The sequence below is a fragment of the Paraburkholderia sp. GAS42 genome (genome assembly GCF_050436565.1).
Classification (GTDB): Bacteria; Pseudomonadota; Gammaproteobacteria; order Burkholderiales; family Burkholderiaceae; genus Paraburkholderia.
The window spans coordinates 120,378-143,899 of record NZ_JBNDML010000005.1; the positions used below are offsets into that span (position 1 = coordinate 120,378).

Consider the following 23,522-nt stretch of genomic DNA (forward strand, 5'->3'; position numbering starts at 1 on the left):
TCCTTCCATCGACAAGGTTCAGGGACGAAATCCGACGGTACGGGCAGCGCGAACGCAACGGAAGAAGCGGGTCGCGGCCACCCTTATCGAAGTGATCAAGCTGGCGCGAATATAGAAAGCCAATTTGAGCCCGTCTTGGCAGTTCGCGGCGCTTTGACTGCGCATTTCAGCACAGACCGCGAAGGCGCGAGACCAGGGTATGACCTCAGGGACAAGAGGTCTGGCAGTCGCAGGCGGGGGCGGCGGCCCCGGCAGCCGGAAGCCGGCGCGCGTGCGCCGGCCGGCATATCAATGCTCGCCTTGCAGGCGAAGCAGTTCTTCGCGCAGGCGGATGAGCGGTTCCTTGACGTCTTCCCCGGCCCACGTGTCGAGATCGTCGATTGCGCGCATGCAACCGTCGAGGACCACGTCAAGATCGACCGGCACGCCGTTCGCGATCGCGAACTGGATCGTCTCGGCGAATTGCTGGCATTCGTCTTCGCCGTAGGAGATGTCGAGATTGTCCGCGATGATTTCGGCGATATTGCTGCGCGCCTTGTCGTCGGCGGTGACGAGATCGATGATGCCGCTTGATACAGCGGGGGAATAGTAGAGCGCAATGTCGAGCCATTGCGCGGGATCGAAATCGGCTTCGTCGAACTGGTTCTCGAAGTACTCGATCGCTTCCTGTTCGTGGGCTTCGTCAGCGTCGACGCTGATGCACAACTGCTCGAAATACTCTTCCCGCTCGCTGCGGATGTGTCCGTCCATCGGTGCCTCTTTGCCTTGTTGCGGGTGGTGCGTTTGATACGATCGATACGCTGGATAGGGGCGAACGCCCCGGGCACGAATTATAGGACGTTGCGCGGCCGTGCATCCGCACGGACCCGGATGCACATCGCGGTGCGGTTCAGCGCGGGCTCAATCTGCATCGTTCACGACCCACGCATCGAACCAGTCACGCGGATGTGCAATTTCATCCTGCGCGGCGACCAGTTCGAGTTCATAGCGATGCGCTTCCCACGTCGCCTTGACGACCGCATTGACCGCTGCAACCGTATGTTCGAACGCCGAGCGCACCGGATCGCCGAGCAGCGTGCGCGCGACGAACACCGCGCTCGTCAGATCGCCGACACCGACCGGCTGGCGCGCGAACGGATACAGCGGACGCTGTCCCATCCACGCTTCGCGCTCAGTCACGACGAGCATGTTAAAGCGGTCGGCAGGCGTGTTGCGGTCGAGCAGGTGCTTCACAAGAATGATTTTCGGGCCACGCCGGATTATTTCGCGGCAGGCGATGACGGCTTCCTCGACCGTTTCGATTTCGCGTCCGGCAAGCCGCTGCAATTCGACGTGATTGGGCGCCATGCCGTCGGCGACTTCCGGCATGGTGCGCACCAGAAACTCCTGGATGCCCGGTTCGACCTTGCAGCCGCCCGCCGCACCGCCCGGCGCTGAACCCATCACCGGATCGCAGAAGTACCACGCGTTTGGATTCGCGGCTTTCACGGCGCGGACGATTTCAACGACAGCCTTGCCCTGGTCAGGCGCGCCCAGATAGCCCGATAGCACCGCATCGCAGCGTGGCAGCACGCCGATCGCGCCGATGCCTTCCACAAGGTCTTCCATCTGCGCGGCGTCGATCGCGCTGCCGGTCCAGTGGCCGTATTGCGTGTGATTGGAGAACTGCACCGTATTGAGCGGCCACACGTTGACGCCGAGGCGGCGCATCGGGAACTCTGCGGCGCTGTTGCCCGCATGGCCGAAGACGACGTGCGACTGAATACTCAGGACGTTTTTCATGATGTGCTTCGCCGGCGCGGACCACGCGCGCCGTTGGTGGAAACGTGGACAAGGGATGCGCGACCTGAATGCTGGGCGCACAGCGTCACGATGCAAACCGTTGACGCGTGCTGCAGCGCATTCAGGAACAATACCCGAGTTTTGGCGCGTGCGGAGCCGGTCCGGCCCCGCGTTGTTGCGCCGAACCATCACGTTGGGGCGTTTTCGCGACTGCCCCGGCGCGCAGCCGTTGCGCAGCGAAGGCCTCAAACGAGCCCGCGATACAGCGCCAGGTATTGTTCCGCCGAAGCGCCCCAGCCGAAGTCCTGGCGCATCGCGCGTTGCTGTGTGGCTTTCCAGTCGGTGCGGCGCGCGTATAGCGCGAACGCACGGCGGATCGCGCTGCAGAGCGCGTCGGGCACGAACTGGATGAACACAAAGCCCGTCGCGAGATCGTCGGCGAGATTTTCGAGCGACGCATCGACCACGGTATCGGCCAGACCGCCTACGCAATGCACGAGCGGCAACGAACCGTACGCGAGCGCGTAAAGCTGCGTGAGCCCGCACGGCTCGAAGCGCGACGGCACCGCGATCACGTCGCTACCCGCGACGATCTGGTGCGCGAGCGGCTCGTCGAAACCACGTTCGACCGCGACTGCATCCGGATGCGCCTGTGCGACGCGCAGCAGGCCGTTTTCAAGCGCCGCGTCGCCGGTGCCGAGCACGACGAGCTGACCGCCTCGCCTGATGATTTCAGGCAGCGCCGCGAGCAGCAGGTCGAGACCTTTCTGCTCCGTCAGGCGGCTCACGACGCCGAACAGCAGCGCATCGCTCTTTTCCGCGATGCCGAAGCGCTTTTGCAGCGCTTCCTTGCACGCCCGTTTGCCGGCGAGACGCGAACTCGTGTAGCGCGCGGGCAGGGCGGGGTCGCTGGCGGGGCACCATATCGAATAATCGACGCCGTTCAGAATGCCGCTCAGATCGTGCGAACGCTCTCGCAGCAGCGCATCGAGCCCGCCGCCTTGTGCGAGCGTCTGGATTTCGCGCGCGTACGTGGGGCTGACGGTGGTGATCCGGTCGGCGTAGTACAAGCCCGCCTTCAGGAACGACAGCTGGCCGTAAAACTCGACGCCGTGCATGTTGAAGAAATCCGCCGGCAGGCCCAGTTGCCCGAACTGCTGCGCCGGAAAGATGCCTTGATACGCGAGGTTGTGCACGGTGAAGATGGTGCGCGCGACAGGCTTGCCCCGTTCGCGTTCGGCTGCCTTCAGGTACGCAGGCGCGAGGCCCGCATGCCAGTCATGCGCATGAACGATCTGCGGCGCCCACGAAGGATCGACGTGCTGCGCAAGCTGTGCCGCCGTCCAGCCGAGCAGCGCGAAACGCTGTGCGTTGTCGCCGTACGGCACGTGGTCGTCGTCGAGATACGGATTGCCGTGACGCGTGTACAGCTCGTCGGCGCGGATGATGTAGACCTGAAGGCCTGTCGACGGCAGCGTGCCGAGTTCGAGCGTCACGTGGGCCGCGCCGAACCGCCTGCCCAGTTGCGCAACAGGCCGCAGATCGGTCAGGCCGCTCACGACCGGCGGAAAGCCCGGCAGCAGCGCCCTGACATCGGCGCCACGTTCGATCAGCGCGGGCGGCAGGGCGCCGACCACGTCGGCGAGTCCACCGGTTTTCAGGAGCGGATACAGCTCGCTCGCGACGTGCAGGACGCGCGTCGTCATAAGTGAGACTCCTCGTCGATACGATGGTTTGCGCCATGCTTGTGGCGTCTAGCGTGCCGCCTGTCGTCGCAGCGCCTCCGGGGTGACGAGCACAACGCCGCTCTCGGTACGATAGAAGCGCTCGCCGTCCTGCGTCGGGTCTTCGCCGATCACGGTGCCTTCCGGAATCGTGCAGCCGCGGTCGATCACGACCTTGCGCAGCCGGCAGCTCGGTCCGATCGTCACCTGTGGCAGCAAGACTGCCTCATTGATGTTACAGAACGAATTCACGACGCAGTTCGACGACAGCACTGAGCGCGAAATCTGCGATCCGGAGATCACGCAGCCACCGCAGACGATCAGGTTCGTCCCGGAACCCTGCAGCCCGTTCAGGTCGCGCACGAACTTGGCGGGCGGCAACTGCTGCATGTGCGTCCAGATCGGCCAGTTCGGGTCGTACAGGTCGAGCGTCGGGATTGTCGAGGCGAGATCGAGGTTGGCCGCCCAGTACGCGTCGATCGTGCCGACGTCGCGCCAGTAGGGTTCCGTCTCGTTGCCCGTCGACACGCACGACATGCTGAAAGGATGCGCGATCGCATGCCCCTGCGTAACGACGCGTGGCAGGATGTCCTTGCCGAAATCGTGATCGGTCGCGGCGCTCGTGATGTTTTCCTCGAGCAGCGTGTAGAGGTAATCCGCGTTGAACACGTAAATGCCCATGCTGGCGAGCGCGACGTCCGGGCGGCCAGGCATCGCGGGCGGATCGGCGGGTTTTTCGACAAAGCCGGTCACGCGCCGGTTTTCATCGACGTGCATCACACCGAACGCCACCGCCTCCATGCGCGGCACCTCGATGCAGCCGACCGTGCAGTCCGCGCCGTTTTCGGCGTGGTCCATGATCATGCGCGTGTAATCCATCTTGTAGATGTGATCGCCCGCGAGCACGACGACGTATTTCGGCCGGATCGAGCGGATGATGTCGAGGTTCTGGAACACCGCATCGGCCGTGCCGCGATACCAGTGCGCGCCTTCGACGCGCTGCTGCGCAGGCCACAGGTCGATGAATTCGTTGAATTCGCCGCGCAGGAAACCCCAGCCGCGCTGCACGTGCCGTATCAGCGAATGCGCCTTGTACTGCGTGACGACCGCGATGCGGCGAATGCCCGAATTCAGGCAGTTCGACAGCGCGAAATCGATGATCCGGTATTTGCCGCCGAAGTGAACGGCCGGTTTGACGCGCTTGTTCGTGAGCGGCCCGAGGCGGGTACCGCGGCCGCCGGCCAGAACAATGGCGAGCGTGGAGCGTTGCAGATCGTTGAGGCTTGCCGGAGTTTCCATGTTTTCGTCTCCATGATTGTTTCCCCGGTTGCAATGCCATTGTTGTTATCGCAACTTCGCCTGACAGTTTTAGCATTGAATCGACGCCCACGCATAGTCTGGATTGTGTGGAGGCGGGAGACGCTTTCATGCCTGCTGGCGCTCCCAGTATCGCCCCGATCGATCCCGTGTGCGAGTGCGGTGTACCGCAAAGCGTGGGCTTTTAGGGCGCAATCAGCGTGCCACGGTCAGACTCGCGTAAGCGGGTGGCGGCCTTGCCGGCACGTCTGGCGCGCGCGACGTAGAATCGGCGGCTTCCCGATGGCGGTCGTTTCGGCGTTCTGCCGCTTGAGCCGCCATCTGAATCTGCCCGATCCCGTTCATCTGTCTTTCGTCTGCACCTGCCCATGAATTTTCGTCGTCAAATCCTGCCTGCGTTATTCGTTTCCCTGGCCTTTGCCGCTTCGTCCGGCGCTTTGTCCGCCACTTCGGCGGCCACTTCGGCCGCCGACGAAAGGGCCGATGGCCCCGCATATGGTTCTGAACTGCAGGGCTTCAACTATCCCGCGCTGGTTCAGCAGTTCGAGTTCACGTCGCAGGGCGAAACGCTGCATATGGCGTATATGGACGTCAAACCCGTGCATCCGAACGGACGTACCGCCGTGCTGCTGCACGGCAAGAATTTTTGCGCCGCGACGTGGGAAACGACGATTCACCGGCTGAGCGACGCCGGTTATCGCGTGATTGCGCCGGACCAGATCGGTTTCTGTAAATCCAGCAAGCCCGCTCACTACCAGTTCAGCTTCCAGCAGCTCGCGCGCAATACGCATGCGCTGCTCGCGTCGATCGGCGCGGAAAACGTCACCGTCATCGGACATTCGACGGGTGGCATGCTCGCAATCCGCTATGCGCTGATGTATCCGAAGGAGACGCAGCAACTGGTGCTCGCGAACCCGATCGGTCTTGAAGACTGGAAGGCGAAGGGCGTGCCGTCGCTATCGGTCGACCAGTGGTACGAGCGCGAACTGAAGACGACCGCCGACGGTATCCGCCGTTACGAGCAGGCGACGTATTACTCGGGCACGTGGCGCCCGCAATATGAACCGTGGGTGCAGATGCTGGCCGGCATGTATCGCGGGCCGGGGAAGAAGGACGTCGCGTGGGATTCGGCGCTGCTGTACGACATGATCTATACGCAGCCGGTGGTCTATGAACTTGGGCAACTGCAGATGCCGACGCTGCTCCTGATCGGCGACAGGGACACGACCGCGATCGGCAAGGACGCCGCACCGCCCGAAGTACGCGCAAAGATCGGCCTGTATCCAGAACTCGCGAAGCTGACCGCGAAGGCGATTCCGCACGCGACGCTGGTCGAGTTCGCCGAACTCGGCCACGCGCCGCAGATGCAGGACCCGCAGGCGTTTCACAAGGCGCTGCTCGACGGGCTGGCAGCGGTTCCAGTGAACGATTGAGCCGCAGCCGTCGTCATTCGTCAAAGACGCAGCTTTATTGCTTGCCTGCAATGAGTTCGTCGCGCACCTGCGCGGCGATTTCGAATGACCGCAGACGCGCCGCGTGGTCAAAAATCTGCGCGGTCAGCATCAATTCGTCGGCACCGGTCTGTTCGATTACCGAAACAAGGCCTTCGCGCACGGTGTCGCGATCGCCCACCACCGAGCACGCGAGCGAATGCGCGACGCTGCTCAATTCCAGTTCCGTGGCCTGAATGCGATCGACGGGCGGCTGCAGCTGGCCCGGCGTGCCGCGTCGCAGGTTCACGAACTGCTGCTGGAGCGACGTCATGAGCCGCTGCGCTTCGTCGTTCGTTTCCGCGGCGAACAGGTTGACGCCCACCATCGCGTAAGGTTTGTCGAGCGTCGCGGAAGGGCGAAACTGCGAGCGATACAGGCGCAACGCCGTCAGCATATGGTCCGGCGCGAAGTGCGACGCGAACGCAAACGGCAGGCCCATCGCCGCGGCCAGCTGCGCGCTGAAGAGGCTCGAACCCAGCAGCCAGACCGGCACCTGCAAACCGGCGCCGGGCACGGCTCGCACGCGCTGGCCGGACACCGGTTCCGCGAAATAGCGCTGCAGTTCGACGACGTCGTCGGGGAACGAATCGGCGCTGCCTTGCAGATCGCGCCGCAAGGCGCGGGCGGTCGTCTGGTCGGTGCCGGGCGCGCGGCCGAGACCGAGATCGATCCGGCCGGGGTAGAGCGATTCAAGTGTGCCGAACTGTTCGGCAATCACGAGCGGCGCGTGATTCGGCAGCATGACGCCACCGGAGCCCACGCGAATCGTCTTCGTGCCGCCCGCGACGTGGCCGATCACCACCGAGGTCGCCGCACTCGCGATGCCTGTCATGTTGTGATGCTCGGCAAGCCAGAAACGGCGATAGCCCCACGTTTCAGCATGCTGCGCGAGATCGAGCGTGTTTTTGAAGGCCTGCGTCGCCGTTGCGCCGACAGTAATGGGAGAAAGATCGAGTACGGAAAAGGGAATCATGGCGAAGTTATCCGGCGCCTCATGCGTGGCAGCCTGCGTCGGACGAAGTGTCCAGATGCGCGTCGGGCCGCCCGCAGAACAGGCAAAGCGCGATTGTGCCAAAGCGCCTGCATTCTCGCTGACGGCGCTCACAAGTCCCTGTCCCCAGAAGGGTGTTGTGGTGCACCGCGTTCGCGCGATGATGCTCGCGGAAAAACAGTGCAGTGCGCTGCCATGTGCTCCGACGCACGTCAACGCACGTCAACGCACGTCAATGCACTGAAAGGGCGAATGCGTGTGACGTCGCACAGAAGTCGTGACGCGTTCGCGTTAGGCTGAAGCTGCCGCTTCCTGGGTGTGGACGTGCAGACGGCATTGCAGGAAGTGACAACCGTGCTGGGCATTTGACGCTGACCGGCCCGGCATTGTCACGCGTAGGTCGGCTACGCAGAACAACTCCGGGCGATGCGGACCGGTCAGGTCAATTGACGGGACCTTTCCTGCTTCGTGTGCCCTTCGTTGACCTGTGGGTGCGCTTTCACTCGACGACGTATTCATTCGCGCGGTTGAACCGGCGCATGAAGCATTGCGCATCGCTCACGCCTTTCAGATCAGGCGCAGGACAACGTCCTGAGGAACGCCATAATTCGTCAGCCGAGTCGGTGTAAACGCTCTCTCGCTTAACAACCGGATTGCGTCTAGATTGTCGTCACCCGAATCGATTCAAGTCGAGGGACCAGACGACCGCGAGCAGCGGTCAGCATTGCGGCGCTACACGCTCAGGCAGGAAAGCCTGACGGGTTGCGCCGGATGCTGCGCCGCTGCCAGGCGTCTTTTTTTATGTCTCCGCACTTTGCAGCGCGATGCGTTGTTCCGCGTTGCGATTTGCCTGTACAGCCATTTCGCCCGCCTTCGATCTGAGCGCACGCGCACGCTCCTTCTGCTGAATACTCGCCCTTTTGATGACGGGCGGTTATCCTGTAGCACATCATTCATACAACATGCAGTCGCTATCAGGATGGTGCTTCGTTCCAGATTGCCCGTCGTTGTCACGCTCACGCTCGCGTTAGCCGCAGCGCTTTCGCTTGCTGCCTGCAACGACCAACAAACCGACCAGGCCGTGCAAAAGCTCAAGGACTTCTTTAACGCCGTCAAGCCGGACACGCTCCTGCTGAAGGGCCTCACGCCCGGCATCACGACGGAAGACCAGATTCGCAGCCAGATGGGCAAGCCGGAAACGGAGCGCACCTTCACCGATGGCTCGAAACGTTTCGAATATCCGCGCGGCCCGGCAGGGCTCAACACGTACATGGTCGACATCGACCGCGATGGCCGCCTGAGTGCGATCACCCAGGTCCTGACCGCCGGCAACTTCGCGAAGATCCGTCCCGGCATGAGCGAGGATGAGGTGCGGCGTCTGCTTGGCAAGCCCGGTGAAATCGCGCGTTACCCGCTGAAGCCCGAGACCGTGTGGAGCTGGAAGTGGCTCGAAGGCGGCGTGACGCCCGAGGCATTCTTCAACGTGCACTTCGATGCGTACGGCAAGGTCTATACGACGTCGCGCTCGGACATCATCCGCGGACGCTAACGGGGAGCATAGAAATGATCCATCGACGCCAGCCTCATCGACTCGGCCTCGTACTTGGCGGCGGCGCCGCGCGGGGCTGGGCCCATATCGGCGCGATACGCGCGCTGCAGGACGCCGGCATCCGGCCGGATGTCGTGTGCGGTACGTCGATCGGCGCGCTGGTCGGCGCGGTCTACGCAAACGGCGATCTCGACTGGCTCGAAGAGTGGGTCTCGCGGCTCACCTGGCAAACGGTTGTGCGTCTGCTCGATCTGCGTTTTTCCGGTGGTTTGCTGGGCGGCCGGAAAGTGATCCAGGTTTTCGCTGACCGGTTCAACGGGTGCGAAATCCGTGACCTCAGGATGCCATTTGGCGCGGTGGCCACGGAACTCGATTCTGGCCGTGAGGTGTGGCTGCAGGATGGGCGCGTGGTCGATGCGGTGCGCGCATCGATCGCGATTCCAGGTATCTTCACGCCGGTGCTGCACGACGGCGTGTGGCTCGTCGACGGCGGCCTGGCGAACCCGGTACCGGTCTCGGTCGCCCGCGGTATGCGGGCCGATTGCGTGATCGCCATCGATCTGAACAACGACATCCTCAACGGGCGTGATCTGGGCGGCGTGGTCGTCGAAACGCCGTTGCCGTTACCCGTTACGGAAGTAGAAGCGAAAATCGAGGCCGAAGCCGACGGGGAAGTGGACGCGAACGCGGTTGCGAACGCGCCGCCGCCCGTCGCGCTGCGCAAGAACGGCAAGCCGTGGCCACGCTGGCTTGCGCCTGAAAACGATCGCGCCATCGGCACGGGCGACGTGCGCGTGCCGCCCCCTCCAAGCGCGCGCGTGCCTTCGATGCTGAGTTCGATCGCGCAGAGTATCGACATCATGCAGGTGCGCATCACGCGCAGCCGTCTCGCCGGAGAGCCGGCCGATATCCTGATCCAGCCGCGGCTCGGCGGCATGGGCATCTTCGATTTTCATCGCGCGGGCCCGGCGATCGAGGAGGGCCGCGCGGCCGTCGAAACCATGATGCCGGCGATCAAGGCGCGGCTCGGTATGGACTGAGTGCAAAAACGCCGCGTCAAGGCGGCCGCTTCACATGGATCAATCTTCGCCTTCGCGCTTCGACGCTATCACGCGGCAGATGCGCTTGCCTGAACTTTCGCTCGTGACGTCCTCGAACAGCAGGATCGCGCAATCGTTCAATGTGTCCATCACGAGCGCGGGTTCGAACGCGCTATAGAGCCTTCCGTCCTTCTGACGCTGGTCTTCGCCTTCGGTCACACGCCAGGAGAGATACAGTACGCCGCTCGGCTTCAGGATGCGCAGCAGGTTATCGATCGCGAGGGGGATCGACGCGGCCGGCAGATGCATGATCACCGTTTCGCACACGACGTTGTCGAACGTTTCGTCGATCTCCGCGAGCGCCGGCAGCGAGGCGGCCCGAAATGTCAGCGCCGGATTGAGCCGGCGTGCTTCGGCGAGCAAACCCTCCGACGCATCGAAGCCCGTCACCCGGTAACCCTTCGCGGCCATCCATGCGACGTCGCGCCCGTTGCCGCAGCCGATATCGGCCGTCGCGCCGCCTGGCAGAAGATGTGTCGCGAGCAGTGCATACATGTCATCGGGAGGCGGCTGGTCGAGCCAGTCCTGGCTATAGCGGGCGGCCCCCTTTGAATAGGCGTCGAGCGTCGCGAAATCGAACCGGTCTGTCATGCGTGGACTCGCTGGAAGAAGAGGGGTGCTGGCCCGCCCGGCGCGCGAGCCGGCCTCGAAAAGAATATCAGTCTAGCGAAAAGGCCCCGGAGACACGCAAACCGTCTATCGAAAAAGCGACTCGAAACTTGCCAAATCGCGGCGGTGCCGGGGGGCGCGGGATGACCTTACAAAGGGATTCGGCCCGCCAGAACGGGCATCACGCGGTTTCTCCGCTTTGAATCGCGCATTGTTGCGACGCAGCAAACGTCCGGCGTGCCTTTGAGCGATTTTTTTTTGCCTGCGACTATCCGCGCCATACAGGAAGGCCAACCGGAAGCTGCAAGGATTCGCGCGACGGCCTCCATGACACTACTTCGATGGAGACACCCGTGGTCCTATACGGCTTTGGTCCGTTGCTCCTTGCGGGCACGATGCAGACGATCGAGCTGTCTGTGCTGTCGCTCGCGGCTTCCGTGCTGCTGGGGCTGGCGGGCGCGGCAGCGAAGCTCTCGTTCAACCGGCCGCTGCGCGTCATCGCAACCGGCTACACGACACTGATCCGCTCGGTGCCGGACCTCGTCCTGATGCTGCTGCTGTTCTACAGCATCCAGATCGCGGTCAACAATCTCACCGATGCGCTCAACCTGCCGCAGTTCGATATTGATCCGTTCGTCGCGGGCGTGCTGACGCTCGGCTTCATCTACGGCGCGTACTTCACCGAGACGTTTCGCGGCGCGTTTCTCGCGGTGCCGCGCGGCCAGCTCGAAGCGGGCAGTGCGTACGGTATGAGCGGCGTGCGCGTGTTCACCCGCATCCTGTTTCCGCAGATGATGCGATTCGCGCTGCCGGGTATCGGCAACAACTGGCAGGTGCTCGTCAAGGCGACCGCGCTGGTGTCGATCATCGGCCTCGCCGATGTCGTGAAAGCCGCGCAGGACGCGGGCAAAAGCACCTTCAACATGTTCTTCTTCATCGCCGTCGCAGCGCTGATCTATCTCGCGATCACGACGGTGTCGAACTTCGCGCTCGTGTGGCTCACGCGACGCTATTCGACTGGCGTACGCCACGCGGACCTTTGAGGTATCCATGATCGAAATTCTCACTGAATACTGGCGCGCCTTTCTCTTCTGGGACGGCCACCGCATCTCGGGCCTCGCAGTCACGCTCTGGCTGCTGGTCGTCTCGATCGGTTTCGGCTTCGTGATGGCGATTCCGCTTGCCGTCGCGCGCGTGTCGAAAAAGCGCTGGCTGTCGATGCCCGTGCGGTTCTATACCTACGTATTTCGTGGCACGCCGCTTTACGTGCAGTTGCTGCTGATCTATACCGGCATCTACAGCCTTGAATTCGTACGCGCGCATTCGCTGCTCGACGCGTTCTTCCGCAGCGGCTTCTACTGCGCGATTCTCGCGTTTGCACTGAACACCTGCGCGTACACGACCGAAATCTTCGCAGGCGCGATCCGCTCCACGCCGCATGGCGAAGTCGAAGCGGCGCGTGCTTACGGCATGAGCGGGTTCACGATGTACCGGCGCATTGTGATACCGTCCGCGCTGCGCCGTGCGCTGCCGTTGTACAGTAACGAAGTGATCCTCATGCTGCATGCGACGACCGTCGCCTTTACCGCGACCGTGCCGGATATCCTGAAGGTCGCCCGCGACGTGAACTCGGCGACCTATCGATCGTTCGAGGCGTTTGGCATCGCGGCACTGATTTACTGTGCGATATCGTTTGCGCTGGTTGCCGCATTCCGGCGCGCCGAACGCCGCTGGCTGGCCTATCTGGCGGTGCGCACGCACTGAGCGCGCTGCCTGCCGTATCCCGGTCTGGCGGTGCGCGTCATGCTGAAGCCGCCGGGCACCGTGTTGCACCCTGTCGCAGAACTGCCTGCATTTTCACTGGGAGAGCATCTTGCTCCATACAAGTCAAACCGAAGCCTGCAAGCTCGCCGTGCAGGACGTCCACAAGCGCTACGGCGACAACGAAGTGCTGAAGGGCGTGTCGCTGAACGCGAACAAGGGCGACGTGATCAGCATCATTGGCGCGAGCGGTTCGGGCAAGAGCACGTTTTTGCGCTGCATCAATTTCCTTGAGCGGCCGAACGCCGGGCAGATCGTCGTCGACGGCGAGGCGGTGCGCACGAAGGCCGACAGGCACGGTAATCTCGAAGTGGCCGATCACAAGCAGCTGCAACGCATTCGCACGAAGCTCGCGATGGTGTTCCAGCATTTCAACCTGTGGGCGCACATGAATGTGATCGAGAACATCATCGAGGCGCCGATTCATGTGCTCGGTCTGCCGCGTCGCGAAGCAGAAGAGCGCGCACGCGTGTATCTGGAGAAGGTCGGTCTCGCGCCGCGTCTGGAGAAGCAGTATCCGTCGCATCTGTCCGGCGGTCAGCAGCAGCGCGTCGCGATTGCCCGCGCGCTGGCGATGGACCCCGACGTGATGCTGTTCGACGAACCCACTTCCGCGCTCGATCCTGAACTCGTCGGTGAAGTGCTCAAGGTGATGCAGAAACTCGCCGAAGAAGGCCGCACGATGATCGTCGTCACGCACGAAATGGGTTTCGCGCGCAACGTGTCGAATCACGTGATGTTCCTGCATCAGGGCCGCACCGAAGAAGAGGGCTTGCCTGCCGAAGTGCTCACCACGCCGCGCAGCGAACGCCTGAAGCAGTTTCTGTCGGGCAGTCTTAAATAATCCCTGCATTTCAGGCGGTTTAAACCCCAGATGCCTCGCACGTCCAGCCCGACACGTACGACCCAGGTCGCGATCGTCGCGTTGCCGCCGGTGTCGATGTCCGGCGTCGGGCCCATCGTCGACGCGTTGACGCTCGCCAACGAGATCGACGGACGCGCGCTGTATCGCTGGCAGGTGTGTTCGTGGGACGGCCGGCCCGTGCCGCTCTCGGGCGGCGCGCAATGGCCCGCCGATGCCGCATTCGGCGACGCGATCTCGTGCGACTGGCTGATCATCGTGAGCGAGCGCTTTCAGCAGTTCGCCGACTATCGTCTCTTTCTCGCCAGCCTTTCGCGTGTCGGACAGCGCACGCCGCTCGTGACCGGCATTCATCACGGCGTGTGGTGGCTCGCCATGGCGGGCCAGCTTTCCGGCTATCGCGTGAGCGTCAACTGGGAAACCTATCAGCAGTTCACCGAGCAGTTCGAACGCTCGATCGTCACCCAGCAGATCTTCGAAATCGACCGCGACCGCGCGACGTGTGCGGGCGGGCAGGCAACCGTCGACTTCATGCTGGCGATGATCGGCCGCGAACACGGCCCTGAACTCGCGGACCGCATCGCCGACACGCTCGGCGTCGGCGTGTTGCGCGCGGGCGAGGAGCGCCAGCGTATTCCCTTTGTAACCGCGCCCGGTGAGCGCCATCCGCGGCTGAACGATGCGCTCCTGTTGATGGAAGCGAATATCGAGGATCCGCTGACTACCGATGAAATCGCGGGCCTCGTGGGTGTATCGCGGCGCCAGCTCGAACGTCTGTTCCGTCAGTATCTCGCTGCGATGCCTTCGCGCTACTACCTCGGGCTGCGGCTGTCGAAAGCGCGCACGCAGCTTCAGCGCACCAGCAAATCGGTGGTGCAGATCAGCCTCGCGTGCGGTTTTTCGTCGGCGGCGCACTTTTCGAATGCATATCGCGAACATTTCGGCGTCACACCGCGCGAGGATCGTCGCAATTACATCGAGAAGCAGCATGGCGGCGCAGCGGCGGACGGACGCCCGGCCGTGGCGAGCGAGCCGCGCCCGGCCGCGCTGATCGAGCCGCCGGACACGGATTAATGACGTCCGGGCGGCGAATCGATCGCCGCCCGGACACCGACATCGATAGAAACGCGTCGCGTATGAGCAAGACGGCCAGCGCACGTTTTCCTACACTAGTGACATTACTGAACGAGGATTCGCCATGAACCACCTGACTGTGACGCGCCAGACCTTCGACGAAGTGATGGTGCCGCTGTTCTCGCCCGCTGCGTTCGTGCCGGTGCGCGGCGTGGGCTCGCGCGTCTGGGACACGCAGGGCCGCGATTACATCGACTTCGCCGGCGGCATCGCCGTCACGGCGCTTGGGCACTCGCATCCGGAACTGCTGAAGGTTCTGCAGGAGCAGGGCAGCCAGCTCTGGCACATCGGTAACGGTTACACGAACGAGCCGGTGCTGCGCCTCGCAAAGCGCCTCGAAGACCTGACGTTCGCCGATCGCGCATTCTTCGCGAACTCGGGGGCCGAAGCGAACGAAGCGGCGCTGAAGCTGGCGCGCCGCGTTGCGTTTGAGCGGTTCGGTGCAGACAAGTACGAAATCGTCTCGTTCACGCAGTCGTTCCATGGCCGGACGTTCTTCACGGTAAGCGTCGGCGGTCAGCCCAAGTATTCGGAAGGCTTTGGCCCGATTCCCGAAGGCATCATCCATCTGCCGTACAACGACACGGAAGCCGCGCTGAAAACCATCGGCGCGAAGACGTGCGCGGTGATCGTCGAGCCGATCCAGGGCGAAGGCGGCGTGATTCCGGCCGATCCTGCTTTCCTGAAGGCGCTGCGCGAGGCCTGCGACAAACACGGCGCACTGCTGATTTTTGACGAGGTACAAACGGGTGTGGGCCGCAGCGGCTACTTCTACGCGTATCAGGACACGGGCGTGACACCGGACATCCTGACGACGGCGAAGGCGCTCGGCAACGGTTTCCCGATCGGCGCGATGCTGACGACGACCGAAATCGCCGCACACTTCAAGGTGGGCGTGCACGGCACGACGTACGGCGGCAATCCGCTCGCGGCAGCGATCGCTGAAAAGGTGGTCGAACTGGTTAGCGCGCCGGCCGTCCTCGAAGGCGTGCGTACGCGTAGCGAATTGCTGAAGGCGAAGCTCGCGAAGATCAACGAGCGCTTTGGCATCTTCACGGATGTGCGCGGCAAGGGTCTGTTGATTGGCGCCGAACTGAATGACGCATTCAAGGGCCGCGCGAAAGACTTCGTCACCGCCGCTGCCAATCACGGCGCGATGATGCTGATGGCCGGCCCGGACGTGTTGCGCTTTGCGCCGTCGCTCGTGATGCCGCTCGACGACCTGAACGAAGGTCTCGCGCGCATCGAAAAAGCGATCGAATCGGTTGTCGCCGCGACCGCTGAAGCCGCACGCTGATCCACCGCATCGCCTTCAACTACTGGAACGATGATGCTCTTCGTACGCCCCAGCCGTCTCGCTGATCTCGATGCGCTCGAACACATGGCGCGCACGGCCCAACCGGTGCTGCATTCGCTGCCGCACGACCGGCGGGCGCTGGAAGCGCGCGTCGCGTTGTCCGAAGACTCGTTTCGCGCGGAAGTCGATTTTCCCGGCGAAGAGTTCTATCTGTTCGTGCTCGAAGATGCCGCGACAGGCAAGCTGCTCGGCACCGCGAGCATCGTCGCGGCCGCGGGTTATTCGGAACCGTTCTACGCGTTTCGTAACGACGCGCTGATTCATGCGTCGCGCGAACTGCACGTGAGCCGCAAGATTCACGCGCTGACGATGTCGCATGAACTGACGGGTAAGAGTCGTCTCGCGGGCTTCTATATCGATCCGTCGCTACGCGGCGATGCGGCCGCGCACCTGATGTCGCGTGCGCGGATGATGTATATCGCCGCGAACCGCAAACGCTTTACGCCTGAGGTCTTTTCGCTGCTGCTCGGCGTGACCGATGACGCAGGTGTTTCGCCGTTCTGGGAAGCGGTGGGGCGCAAGTTCTTCGGTCGCAACTTTGCGGATATCGAAGTGGAATCGGGCGGCCGCAGCCGCACGTTTATCGCTGAAGTGATGCCGAGCTATCCGGTCTATGTGCCGCTCTTGCCGGAAGCCGCGCAACGCGTACTCGGCGAGCCGGATGAAAAAGCATTGCTCGCCTACGATATCCATCAGGAAGAAGGTTTTGAAACCGATCGCTACGTCGATATCTTCGACGCGGGTCCGGTACTGACCGCGCAGATCGATCGCGCGGCCTGTGTGGCGCGCAATGAAAATCGCGTGGTACGTGAAGCCGCCGCGGCCGCTCAGGGACCGACGTATCTGGTTGCGAGCAATCGCGAAGGCCGTTTCCGCTGCGTGCTGGCGGATCTGTCCGTCGACAGGGCGTCTGGCGCCGTGCTGCCTGCTGCCGTGCGCGAAGCACTCGGCGTCCAGGACGGCGATACGGTGCGCTGTGTGCCGCTCCATCAGGCCACACAGAACGAATATTCGGGAGAAGCACAATGATCGTCGTTCGCGTCGTGCAGACGGGCGATGTGGATGCGCTTGTCGCGCTCGCTCACGAGACCGGCCCTGGTCTCACCACATTCAAGCCGGATCGTGACGCACTGGCTGCGCGCGTCGAACGCGCGCGCCGCACGATGGAAGGCAACGCCGCGCCGCACGAAGCCGGCTATTTCTTCGTGATGGAAGATACGGCGACGGGCGATGTCGCGGGCGTGTGCGGTATCGAAGCCGCTGTCGGCCTTGAGCAGCCGTTCTACAACTATCGCGTGAGCACGGTCGTGCACGCGAGCCAGGATCTCGGCATCTGGACGAAGATGCGCGCGCTTAACATCTCGCACGATCTGACCGGCTACGCCGAAGTGTGCTCGCTGTTTCTGAGCCCACGTTATCGCACGAGCGGCGTTGGTGGTCTGCTGTCGCGTTCGCGTTTCATGTTTATCGCCCAGTTTCCTGAGCGTTTTCCGCAGCGTATCTGCGCTGAACTGCGCGGGCATTTCGATGCGAACGGATCGTCGCCGTTCTGGCGCGCGGTCGGCTCGCATTTCTACCAGATCGATTTCAACGCGGCGGATTATCTCAGCTCGCACGGACGCAAGGCGTTCCTCGCCGAACTGATGCCGCGTTATCCGGTGTACGTCGATCTGCTGCCGGAAGAAGCGCAGGCGTGCGTCGGGCTCACGCATAGCGACACGATTCCCGCGCGCCGCATGCTCGAAGCGGAAGGGCTGCGTTACGAAAATCACGTCGATATTTTCGATGCGGGTCCGGTGCTCGAATGTCATATCGCCGACTTGCGCACAGTGCGTGAGAGCGTCGTCGTGCCGGTCGAAATTGGCGCGCCGCGTGTGCATCACGACGGGCAACGTGCGCTCGTATCGAATACTTCGCTGACCGATTTCCGCGTAGGCGTAGCGCCGGGTGCGCCGGAAGAGGGCGTGTTCCGCCTGTCCGCCGACGATGCCGCCGCGCTCGACGTGCGCGCTGGCGATACCGTGCGCGTGTTGCCGCTGAAATCAAAACAAGGATGATCATGAACGAGCTTTTCATCGACGGCGAATGGGCCGCCGGCACCGGCCACGTATTTGCATCGCGCAATCCGGGCACCGACGAAATCGTCTGGGAAGGCAAGAGCGCCTCGGCGGACGATGTCGATCGCGCTGTGCGCAGCGCGCGCAGTGCGTTTGCATCGTGGGCCTCGCTGGATTTCGATGCACGTATCGCGATTGCACGCCGCTTCGCTGCGCTCCTGACTGAGCGCAAGGAATCGATCGCGGAAGCGATCGGCCGCGAGACGGGCAAACCGCTGTGGGAAGCGCGTACTGAAGTCGCATCCATGGCGGCGAAGGTCGAGATTTCGATTCAGGCCTATCACGAACGCACCGGCGAGAAACGCGCACCGATGGCCGATGGCGTCGCGGTGTTGCGGCATCGTCCGCATGGCGTGGTGGCCGTGTTTGGTCCGTATAACTTTCCGGGCCATTTGCCGAACGGGCATATCGTGCCGGCGTTGATCGCGGGTAATACGGTGGTGTTCAAGCCATCCGAGCTCGCGCCGGGTGTCGCACGCGCCACCGTAGAGGTATGGCGCGAGGCTGGCTTGCCGGCGGGCGTGCTGAATCTCGTCCAGGGCGAGAAGGAAACCGGTATCGCGCTCGCGAATCATCGGCAGATCGACGGCCTGTTCTTCACCGGTAGTTCGGACACGGGCACGCTGCTGCACAAGCAGTTCGGCGGCCGCCCGGAGATCGTGCTCGCGCTCGAAATGGGCGGCAACAATCCGCTCGTGATCGCGCCGGTCAGCGATGTCGATGCCGCCGTGCATCACACGATTCAATCCGCGTTTCTGTCGGCAGGGCAGCGCTGTACGTGCGCGCGCCGCATCTTCGTGCCGAACGATGCGTTCGGCGACCGCTATATCGAGCGTTTTGTCGATGTGAGCTCGCGTATCGCCATCGGTGAATACAATGCGGATCCGCAGCCGTTCATGGGCGCGGTGATTTCGGCACGGGCGGCTTCGCGTCTCGTCGCGGCTCAGGACCGTCTGCTCGCTGACGGCGCGAAATCGCTACTCACGATGGAGCAGCGCGATTCGAAACTCGGCTTCGTCACGCCCGCGATCATCGACGTGACCCACGTACAGGATCTGCCCGACGAAGAACACTTCGGCCCGCTTGCGCAGATCGTCCGCTACGGCAACTTCGATGAAGCGATCGAGCGCGCGAACGACACCGAATTCGGTCTCTCCGCTGGCCTGCTCGCCGATGACGAAACGCTGTGGACCCACTTCCAGCGCCGCATTCGCGCGGGCATCGTGAACTGGAACCGGCCGACCAACGGGGCATCGTCAGGTGCGCCTTTTGGTGGCACGGGCCGCTCGGGCAACAACCGGCCGAGCGCGTACTACGCCGCCGATTACTGTGCGTATCCGATGGCTTCCGTCGAAAGCGCACAACTGCAGATGCCCGCGAGCGTGTCGCCGGGCCTTCAATTTTAAGGAACGACGATGCACGCATCCGAAGCCAATTTCGACGGACTCGTCGGCCCGACGCACAACTACGCGGGGCTGTCGTTCGGCAACGTCGCGTCGCAGAGCAACGAGAAGTCCGTTGCCAATCCGAAGGCCGCTGCAAAGCAGGGCCTGCGCAAGATGAAGCAGCTGGCCGACCTCGGCTTTAACCAGGGCGTGCTGCCGCCGCAGGAACGGCCGTCGATGCGCCTGCTGCGCGATCTCGGCTTTTCAGGCGACGACGCCACCGTGATCGCACGTGTCGCGAAGGACGCGCCTGAACTGCTCGCAGCCGCCAGTTCCGCATCGGCGATGTGGACGGCGAATGCCGCGACGGTGAGTCCATCTGCGGATACGCACGATGGCCGCGTGCATTTCACGCCTGCGAATCTGTGCAGCAAGCTGCACCGCGCGATCGAACACGAATCGACGCGCCGCACGTTGCGCGCGATGTTTGCCGACGATTCACGTTTCGCCGTGCATGAAGCCTTGCCCGGCACGCCGGCGCTCGGCGACGAAGGCGCGGCGAATCACACGCGGTTTTGCGCGGAATATGGCGCACGTGGTGTCGAATTCTTCGTGTACGGCCGCGGCGAATATCGCCGCGGGCCGGAGCCGAAGCGCTTTCCCGCGCGTCAGACGTTCGAGGCGAGCCGCGCGGTCGCGCATCGTCATGGTCTTGTCGAAGGCGGCACGGTCTACGCACAGCAGAATCCTGATGTGATCGACGCAGGCGTGTTCCATAACGACGTGATCGCAGTCGGTAATCGCAGCACGCTGTTCTGTCATCAACTGGCGTTTGTCGACCAGTCGTCGGTGTATGACGAGCTGTCGACGAAGCTCGAAAAGCTCAACGCGACGTTCGGCGTGATCGAAGTGCCGGACGCGCAGGTGAGCGTGTCGGATGCGGTGTCGTCGTATCTGTTCAACAGCCAGTTGCTGACGCGTCCCGATGGTCGTCAGGTGCTCGTCGTGCCGCAGGAATGCCGCGAGAACGCGCGCGTTGCTGCGTATCTCGACAGCCTGACGGAACAGCATGGCCCGATCGATGAAGTGCTGGTCTTCGATCTGCGCGAGAGCATGAAGAATGGCGGCGGTCCCGCGTGTCTGCGTCTGCGCGTTGTGCTGAATGATGAAGAACGCGCAGCGGTGACGCCGGGCGTGTGGATCAACGACACGCTGTTCGGTCGTCTCGATACGTGGATCGAAAAGCACTATCGCGATCGTCTCGCGCCGTCCGATCTCACCGATCCGCTGCTGCTGGTCGAATCGCGCACGGCACTCGATGAACTGACGCAGATTCTCGGCCTCGGCTCGCTTTATGACTTCCAGCGCTGAACGCGGCGTGAACGCGCTGCTCGACAATTTTCTCGCGTACACGCTTGGCGGGACGCGTCCTTCGTCTGCTAATGCGGAAGGCACATGCGCGAACGGTGTGCGCTATCAATGGCGCGACGATGGCGTGCTGCTGCTCGAACCCCCGACGCTCAAGCGCAACACACGCAGCGTGCTCGCATCCGCTGGCATTCACGGCGATGAGACTGCACCGATCGAACTGCTTTCGTCGATCGTGCGTGATATCGCATCCGGCCATGCGACGCTTGCATGCCGGCTGCTTGTGGTTCTGGGCAACGTCGACGCGATGCGCGATGCGTGCCGCTATCGCGACGACGACCTGAACCGCCTGTTCAGCGGCCGCCATGCACAGGTGCCGCAGAGCCACGAAGCGCCGCGCGCGGCAGCGCTCGAAGAAGCCGCGCGGCGCTTCTTCGCCGATGCACCGGATGCGCCCGAAGCACGCTGGCATATCGACATGCACACGGCGATCCGCGCGTCGGTATTCGAGCAGTTCGCGTTGCTGCCGCACACGGGCGCGCCGCTTTCACGCGTGATGTTCGAATGGCTGCGCGATGCGCGTATCGCCGCCGTTCTGCTGCACACGACGAAGGGGAACACGTATTCGCATTTCACCGCCGACGCATGCGGTGCGCTGGCGTGCACACTGGAACTCGGCAAGGTGCGTCCGTTTGGTCAGAACGATCTGGCGCGCTTTGCAGGTGCAGATCACGCGTTGCGTCATCTCATAGCGGGCGAAGCCGGTGACGAAACCGCGCCTTTGCCGCGCGTGTTTACCGTCATCGACCAGATCACGAAGCAGAGCGACGCGTTCGAACTGCTCGTTGCCGCCGATGTGCCGAACTTCACACCCTTCGAAAAAGACACGCTGCTCGCGCGTGACGGCGACTATCGCTATACCGTGCATCACGACGAAGAACGCATCGTGTTTCCGAATCCGGCTGTGAAGCCCGGCTTGCGTGCGGGGCTGCTCGTCATCGACACGACCGACAGCACGCTGGCCGCGCTTGCCTGAAGCGATCAGCTGCGCGGTCCGGCGATGTCACGCAAGCCGGACCGCAAGCCTTAAACGATCACGCCTTCAATCCCTCTGCTGCCATCGCCTCCTGCACCCTGGGCCGTGCGGCGACGCGCGCCTGATACGCCTTCAACGCCGGATACGGCGACAGGTCGATCGCGAGCATGGGGCTCCAGTTCACGATCGTGAACGCGTACGCATCGGCGACGGTGAACGTGCCGGTCAGATACTCGCGCCCCCCTAGAACCTGCTCCATCCCGGCAAAACGCGTGGCGAGTTTCGCCCGGCACGCCTCTTTCGTGGACTCAGCCGTATCCGGATGCCACAGCCACGGGCTGAACGTCTTGTGAAGTTCGCTGCTGACAAACGTGAGCCATTCGACCACCGCAAGACGTTCCAGCGAACCCGGTGCCGGGATCAGTGCATGCCGCGGGTCCAGATCGGCGACATACTGCAGCAGCGCAGCGGCTTCCGTATGGCGCGAACCGTCGTCCAGTTCCAGCATGGGCACATAGCCACGCGGCGAGATTGCATAGAAGTCTTCACCGCTGGCGAGCGTGTGAGTCTGCAGGTTGACCTTGACGCCCTGAAAGTCGATGCCCGCTTCGCGCAGTGCAATGTGGACTGCCAGCGAGCACGCGGCTGGAGAGAAATAGAGTTTCATGAATAACCGCCGTGGATGAGTTCGAATCAGGAATGCATGCGACACGTTAATCCCGTATGCACGCCGTTGGCGTGGCTCGTCGGCCGACAAGCCAGTGTGGTAAAAGTAGCACCGGTTCAGCGGCGAATAAACAGGCGGATGGCCAAAGCATGCGTGCAAAAACGCAATACGAACTGACGTCGACGGATACGCAGACGATACTCGCGCTCGTGCGCGCCGGTACGCTCGCCGAAGCGGCGCAGCGGCTCGGCATCGATGCGTCGACGATTTTCCGCTCGGTGCAGCGCATCGAGCGCGGGGTGGGGCAGCGTCTCTTCGAGCGCTCGCGTGCCGGCTACCGGCCGACGCCGCTCGGGTTGCAGCTCGCGCGGCACGCGGAGCGGATCGAGAGCGAACTCGCCGCCGCGCGCTCGACCGTGCAGACAAGCAGCGATCACATCGCGGGCGCGGTCCACATCACGACGACCGATACCGTGCTGTACGGTCTGGTGTTGCCGGCATTGCGCGATCTTGCCGCGCTGCATCCGGCGCTTGCCGTGGAACTCAGCACGACGAACAGCGTCGCGAGTCTGACGAAGCGTGATGCCGATATCGCCGTGCGAGCGACGCGCCAGCCGCCGGATCACCTGGTCGGCCGGCACGTCGGGCCCTTGCAGATCGCCGTATTCGCGGCGAAAACGCGCGGCCTTCGCGTCGGCGATCCTGAAACGCTGGCGCGGTGCGACTGGGTCGCACCGGACGGCTCGCTCGGCAATCACCCGTCGGTCATGTGGCGCAAGCGGCATGTGCCGACCGTGCAGCCGCGCTATAGAACCAACAGCGTGATGGCGGTGATGGAGATGGTGGCGCGCGATTTCGGCGTCGGTATCTTTCCGGTGTTTCTGGCGCGCGGTCGCGAGGATCTCGTGCAACTGACGCCGCCACTCGACGAAGGCGAATCGCAGCTCTGGGTGCTCGCGCATCCCGAATCGCGTCATTTGCCGCATGTGTCGGCAGTGTTCGCGCATCTGGCCACGCGGCTCGCAATCGAGCTTGGCGGACCCGCCGGCGCATGACATCTCTTGCCTGATCGCGACACGAAATTGCATCTTCGACGGCATGCGCACGCGCTGAATCCGGCGGCGTGCCATGCAGGCGGCAAGTCAGGCCCGTCGCGCCGAGCCTGTACAATCCCGCCCTCGCGACTGTTGCGCCGCACCACGGCAGTCGC

The 23,522-nt window shown here is 63.2% G+C and carries 21 protein-coding genes; 14 read left to right on the forward strand and 7 right to left on the reverse strand.

Annotation, left to right across the window (positions count from 1 at the left end; translation table 11 throughout):
- Positions 1-288 precede the first annotated feature (288 nt).
- The 4 genes from P3T16_RS10010 to glgC form a co-directional block, all read right to left on the reverse strand.
- Positions 289-750, reverse strand: a complete 462-nt coding sequence (locus P3T16_RS10010) for a hypothetical protein (protein ID WP_429342136.1) — start codon at positions 748-750, stop codon at positions 289-291.
- Between the two features lie 150 nt (positions 751-900).
- Complete coding sequence (gene pdxY / locus P3T16_RS10015; protein WP_429342137.1) at positions 901-1,782, reverse strand: pyridoxal kinase PdxY; 882 nt, start codon at positions 1,780-1,782, stop codon at positions 901-903.
- A 245-nt stretch (positions 1,783-2,027) separates the two neighbouring features.
- On the reverse strand, positions 2,028-3,488 hold the full coding sequence (gene glgA / locus P3T16_RS10020; protein ID WP_429342138.1) for a glycogen synthase GlgA: 1,461 nt from the start codon (positions 3,486-3,488) through the stop codon (positions 2,028-2,030).
- Positions 3,489-3,536: 48 nt separating this feature from the next.
- A complete protein-coding gene (gene glgC / locus P3T16_RS10025) occupies positions 3,537-4,805 on the reverse strand; it encodes a glucose-1-phosphate adenylyltransferase (protein WP_429342139.1) in 1,269 nt (422 codons plus the stop codon).
- Between the two features lie 386 nt (positions 4,806-5,191).
- On the opposite strand from glgC, the gene P3T16_RS10030 reads away from it, so the two are divergent.
- Complete coding sequence (locus tag P3T16_RS10030) at positions 5,192-6,256, forward strand: alpha/beta fold hydrolase (RefSeq protein WP_429342140.1); 1,065 nt, start codon at positions 5,192-5,194, stop codon at positions 6,254-6,256.
- Between the two features lie 34 nt (positions 6,257-6,290).
- On the opposite strand, the gene P3T16_RS10035 is transcribed toward P3T16_RS10030, so the two are convergent.
- Entirely contained in the window at positions 6,291-7,289 is a 999-nt protein-coding gene (locus P3T16_RS10035; protein WP_429342141.1) for an LLM class flavin-dependent oxidoreductase, read from the reverse strand.
- A 997-nt stretch (positions 7,290-8,286) separates the two neighbouring features.
- Between P3T16_RS10035 and P3T16_RS10040 the strand changes: the two genes are divergently transcribed.
- Together P3T16_RS10040 and P3T16_RS10045 are read left to right on the forward strand one after the other, a co-directional pair.
- Positions 8,287-8,856: a hypothetical protein gene (locus P3T16_RS10040; protein WP_429342142.1), complete on the forward strand. Its 570-nt coding sequence runs from the start codon at positions 8,287-8,289 to the stop codon at positions 8,854-8,856.
- Between the two features lie 14 nt (positions 8,857-8,870).
- The gene (locus P3T16_RS10045; protein WP_429257067.1) at positions 8,871-9,896 is read left to right on the forward strand and encodes a patatin-like phospholipase family protein; all 1,026 of its coding nucleotides are present in this window, start codon (positions 8,871-8,873) and stop codon (positions 9,894-9,896) included.
- A 39-nt stretch (positions 9,897-9,935) separates the two neighbouring features.
- Here the strand turns inward: P3T16_RS10045 and P3T16_RS10050 are convergent, their stop codons facing one another.
- Positions 9,936-10,547, reverse strand: coding sequence for a class I SAM-dependent methyltransferase (locus P3T16_RS10050; protein ID WP_429257066.1), 612 nt, complete (start codon positions 10,545-10,547; stop codon positions 9,936-9,938).
- Positions 10,548-10,918: 371 nt separating this feature from the next.
- On the opposite strand from P3T16_RS10050, the gene P3T16_RS10055 reads away from it, so the two are divergent.
- The 10 genes from P3T16_RS10055 to astE all read left to right on the forward strand — a co-directional run bounded on the left by P3T16_RS10055 (position 10,919) and on the right by astE (position 21,645).
- Positions 10,919-11,608, forward strand: a complete 690-nt coding sequence (locus P3T16_RS10055; protein ID WP_429257223.1) for an ABC transporter permease — start codon at positions 10,919-10,921, stop codon at positions 11,606-11,608.
- A 7-nt stretch (positions 11,609-11,615) separates the two neighbouring features.
- Entirely contained in the window at positions 11,616-12,329 is a 714-nt protein-coding gene (locus P3T16_RS10060) for an ABC transporter permease (protein WP_429257065.1), read from the forward strand.
- A gap of 109 nt (positions 12,330-12,438) precedes the next feature.
- The gene (locus P3T16_RS10065; protein ID WP_429257064.1) at positions 12,439-13,230 is read left to right on the forward strand and encodes an ABC transporter ATP-binding protein; all 792 of its coding nucleotides are present in this window, start codon (positions 12,439-12,441) and stop codon (positions 13,228-13,230) included.
- Positions 13,231-13,260: 30 nt separating this feature from the next.
- A complete protein-coding gene (locus P3T16_RS10070) occupies positions 13,261-14,322 on the forward strand; it encodes a GlxA family transcriptional regulator (protein WP_429342143.1) in 1,062 nt (353 codons plus the stop codon).
- A gap of 124 nt (positions 14,323-14,446) precedes the next feature.
- A complete protein-coding gene (locus P3T16_RS10075; protein ID WP_429257062.1) occupies positions 14,447-15,679 on the forward strand; it encodes an aspartate aminotransferase family protein in 1,233 nt (410 codons plus the stop codon).
- A 33-nt stretch (positions 15,680-15,712) separates the two neighbouring features.
- The gene (gene aruF / locus P3T16_RS10080) at positions 15,713-16,768 is read left to right on the forward strand and encodes an arginine/ornithine succinyltransferase subunit alpha (protein ID WP_429342280.1); all 1,056 of its coding nucleotides are present in this window, start codon (positions 15,713-15,715) and stop codon (positions 16,766-16,768) included.
- Positions 16,765-17,796, forward strand: coding sequence for an arginine N-succinyltransferase (gene astA / locus P3T16_RS10085; protein ID WP_429342144.1), 1,032 nt, complete (start codon positions 16,765-16,767; stop codon positions 17,794-17,796). Before aruF ends, astA begins: the two co-directional genes overlap by 4 nt.
- 2 nt (positions 17,797-17,798) lie before the next feature.
- Complete coding sequence (gene astD, locus P3T16_RS10090; protein ID WP_429342145.1) at positions 17,799-19,262, forward strand: succinylglutamate-semialdehyde dehydrogenase; 1,464 nt, start codon at positions 17,799-17,801, stop codon at positions 19,260-19,262.
- Positions 19,263-19,271: 9 nt separating this feature from the next.
- Positions 19,272-20,612 (forward strand): N-succinylarginine dihydrolase, encoded by a 1,341-nt coding sequence (gene astB, locus P3T16_RS10095; RefSeq protein WP_429257058.1) that lies wholly within the window; start codon positions 19,272-19,274, stop codon positions 20,610-20,612.
- Positions 20,596-21,645 carry a succinylglutamate desuccinylase gene (gene astE / locus P3T16_RS10100; protein WP_429342146.1) on the forward strand — a complete coding sequence of 350 codons (1,050 nt, stop codon included), beginning with the start codon at positions 20,596-20,598 and terminating at the stop codon, positions 21,643-21,645. Before astB ends, astE begins: the two co-directional genes overlap by 17 nt.
- A gap of 58 nt (positions 21,646-21,703) precedes the next feature.
- Here the strand turns inward: astE and gstA are convergent, their stop codons facing one another.
- Positions 21,704-22,312 carry a glutathione transferase GstA gene (gene gstA, locus P3T16_RS10105; protein WP_429342147.1) on the reverse strand — a complete coding sequence of 203 codons (609 nt, stop codon included), beginning with the start codon at positions 22,310-22,312 and terminating at the stop codon, positions 21,704-21,706.
- A 149-nt stretch (positions 22,313-22,461) separates the two neighbouring features.
- Between gstA and P3T16_RS10110 the strand changes: the two genes are divergently transcribed.
- A complete protein-coding gene (locus tag P3T16_RS10110; protein WP_429342148.1) occupies positions 22,462-23,367 on the forward strand; it encodes a LysR family transcriptional regulator in 906 nt (301 codons plus the stop codon).
- Positions 23,368-23,522: the final 155 nt, after the last annotated feature.

Excerpts from the sequence above, each read along its gene's own strand:
- P3T16_RS10075 (WP_429257062.1), top strand. The coding sequence starts at position 14,447 with ATGAACCACCTGACTGTGACGCGCCAGACCTTCGACGAAGTGATGGTG.
- glgA (WP_429342138.1), bottom strand. The coding sequence starts at position 3,488 with ATGACGACGCGCGTCCTGCACGTCGCGAGCGAGCTGTATCCGCTCCTG.
- P3T16_RS10035 (WP_429342141.1), bottom strand. The coding sequence starts at position 7,289 with ATGATTCCCTTTTCCGTACTCGATCTTTCTCCCATTACTGTCGGCGCA.
- P3T16_RS10050 (WP_429257066.1), bottom strand. The coding sequence starts at position 10,547 with ATGACAGACCGGTTCGATTTCGCGACGCTCGACGCCTATTCAAAGGGG.
- P3T16_RS10060 (WP_429257065.1), top strand. The coding sequence starts at position 11,616 with ATGATCGAAATTCTCACTGAATACTGGCGCGCCTTTCTCTTCTGGGAC.
- astE (WP_429342146.1), top strand. The coding sequence starts at position 20,596 with ATGACTTCCAGCGCTGAACGCGGCGTGAACGCGCTGCTCGACAATTTT.
- P3T16_RS10110 (WP_429342148.1), top strand. The coding sequence starts at position 22,462 with ATGCGTGCAAAAACGCAATACGAACTGACGTCGACGGATACGCAGACG.
- astA (WP_429342144.1), top strand. The coding sequence starts at position 16,765 with ATGATCGTCGTTCGCGTCGTGCAGACGGGCGATGTGGATGCGCTTGTC.
- P3T16_RS10070 (WP_429342143.1), top strand. The coding sequence starts at position 13,261 with ATGCCTCGCACGTCCAGCCCGACACGTACGACCCAGGTCGCGATCGTC.
- gstA (WP_429342147.1), bottom strand. The coding sequence starts at position 22,312 with ATGAAACTCTATTTCTCTCCAGCCGCGTGCTCGCTGGCAGTCCACATT.
- P3T16_RS10010 (WP_429342136.1), bottom strand. The coding sequence starts at position 750 with ATGGACGGACACATCCGCAGCGAGCGGGAAGAGTATTTCGAGCAGTTG.
- astD (WP_429342145.1), top strand. The coding sequence starts at position 17,799 with ATGAACGAGCTTTTCATCGACGGCGAATGGGCCGCCGGCACCGGCCAC.
- pdxY (WP_429342137.1), bottom strand. The coding sequence starts at position 1,782 with ATGAAAAACGTCCTGAGTATTCAGTCGCACGTCGTCTTCGGCCATGCG.
- astB (WP_429257058.1), top strand. The coding sequence starts at position 19,272 with ATGCACGCATCCGAAGCCAATTTCGACGGACTCGTCGGCCCGACGCAC.
- P3T16_RS10030 (WP_429342140.1), top strand. The coding sequence starts at position 5,192 with ATGAATTTTCGTCGTCAAATCCTGCCTGCGTTATTCGTTTCCCTGGCC.
- P3T16_RS10040 (WP_429342142.1), top strand. The coding sequence starts at position 8,287 with ATGGTGCTTCGTTCCAGATTGCCCGTCGTTGTCACGCTCACGCTCGCG.
- P3T16_RS10045 (WP_429257067.1), top strand. The coding sequence starts at position 8,871 with ATGATCCATCGACGCCAGCCTCATCGACTCGGCCTCGTACTTGGCGGC.
- glgC (WP_429342139.1), bottom strand. The coding sequence starts at position 4,805 with ATGGAAACTCCGGCAAGCCTCAACGATCTGCAACGCTCCACGCTCGCC.
- aruF (WP_429342280.1), top strand. The coding sequence starts at position 15,713 with ATGCTCTTCGTACGCCCCAGCCGTCTCGCTGATCTCGATGCGCTCGAA.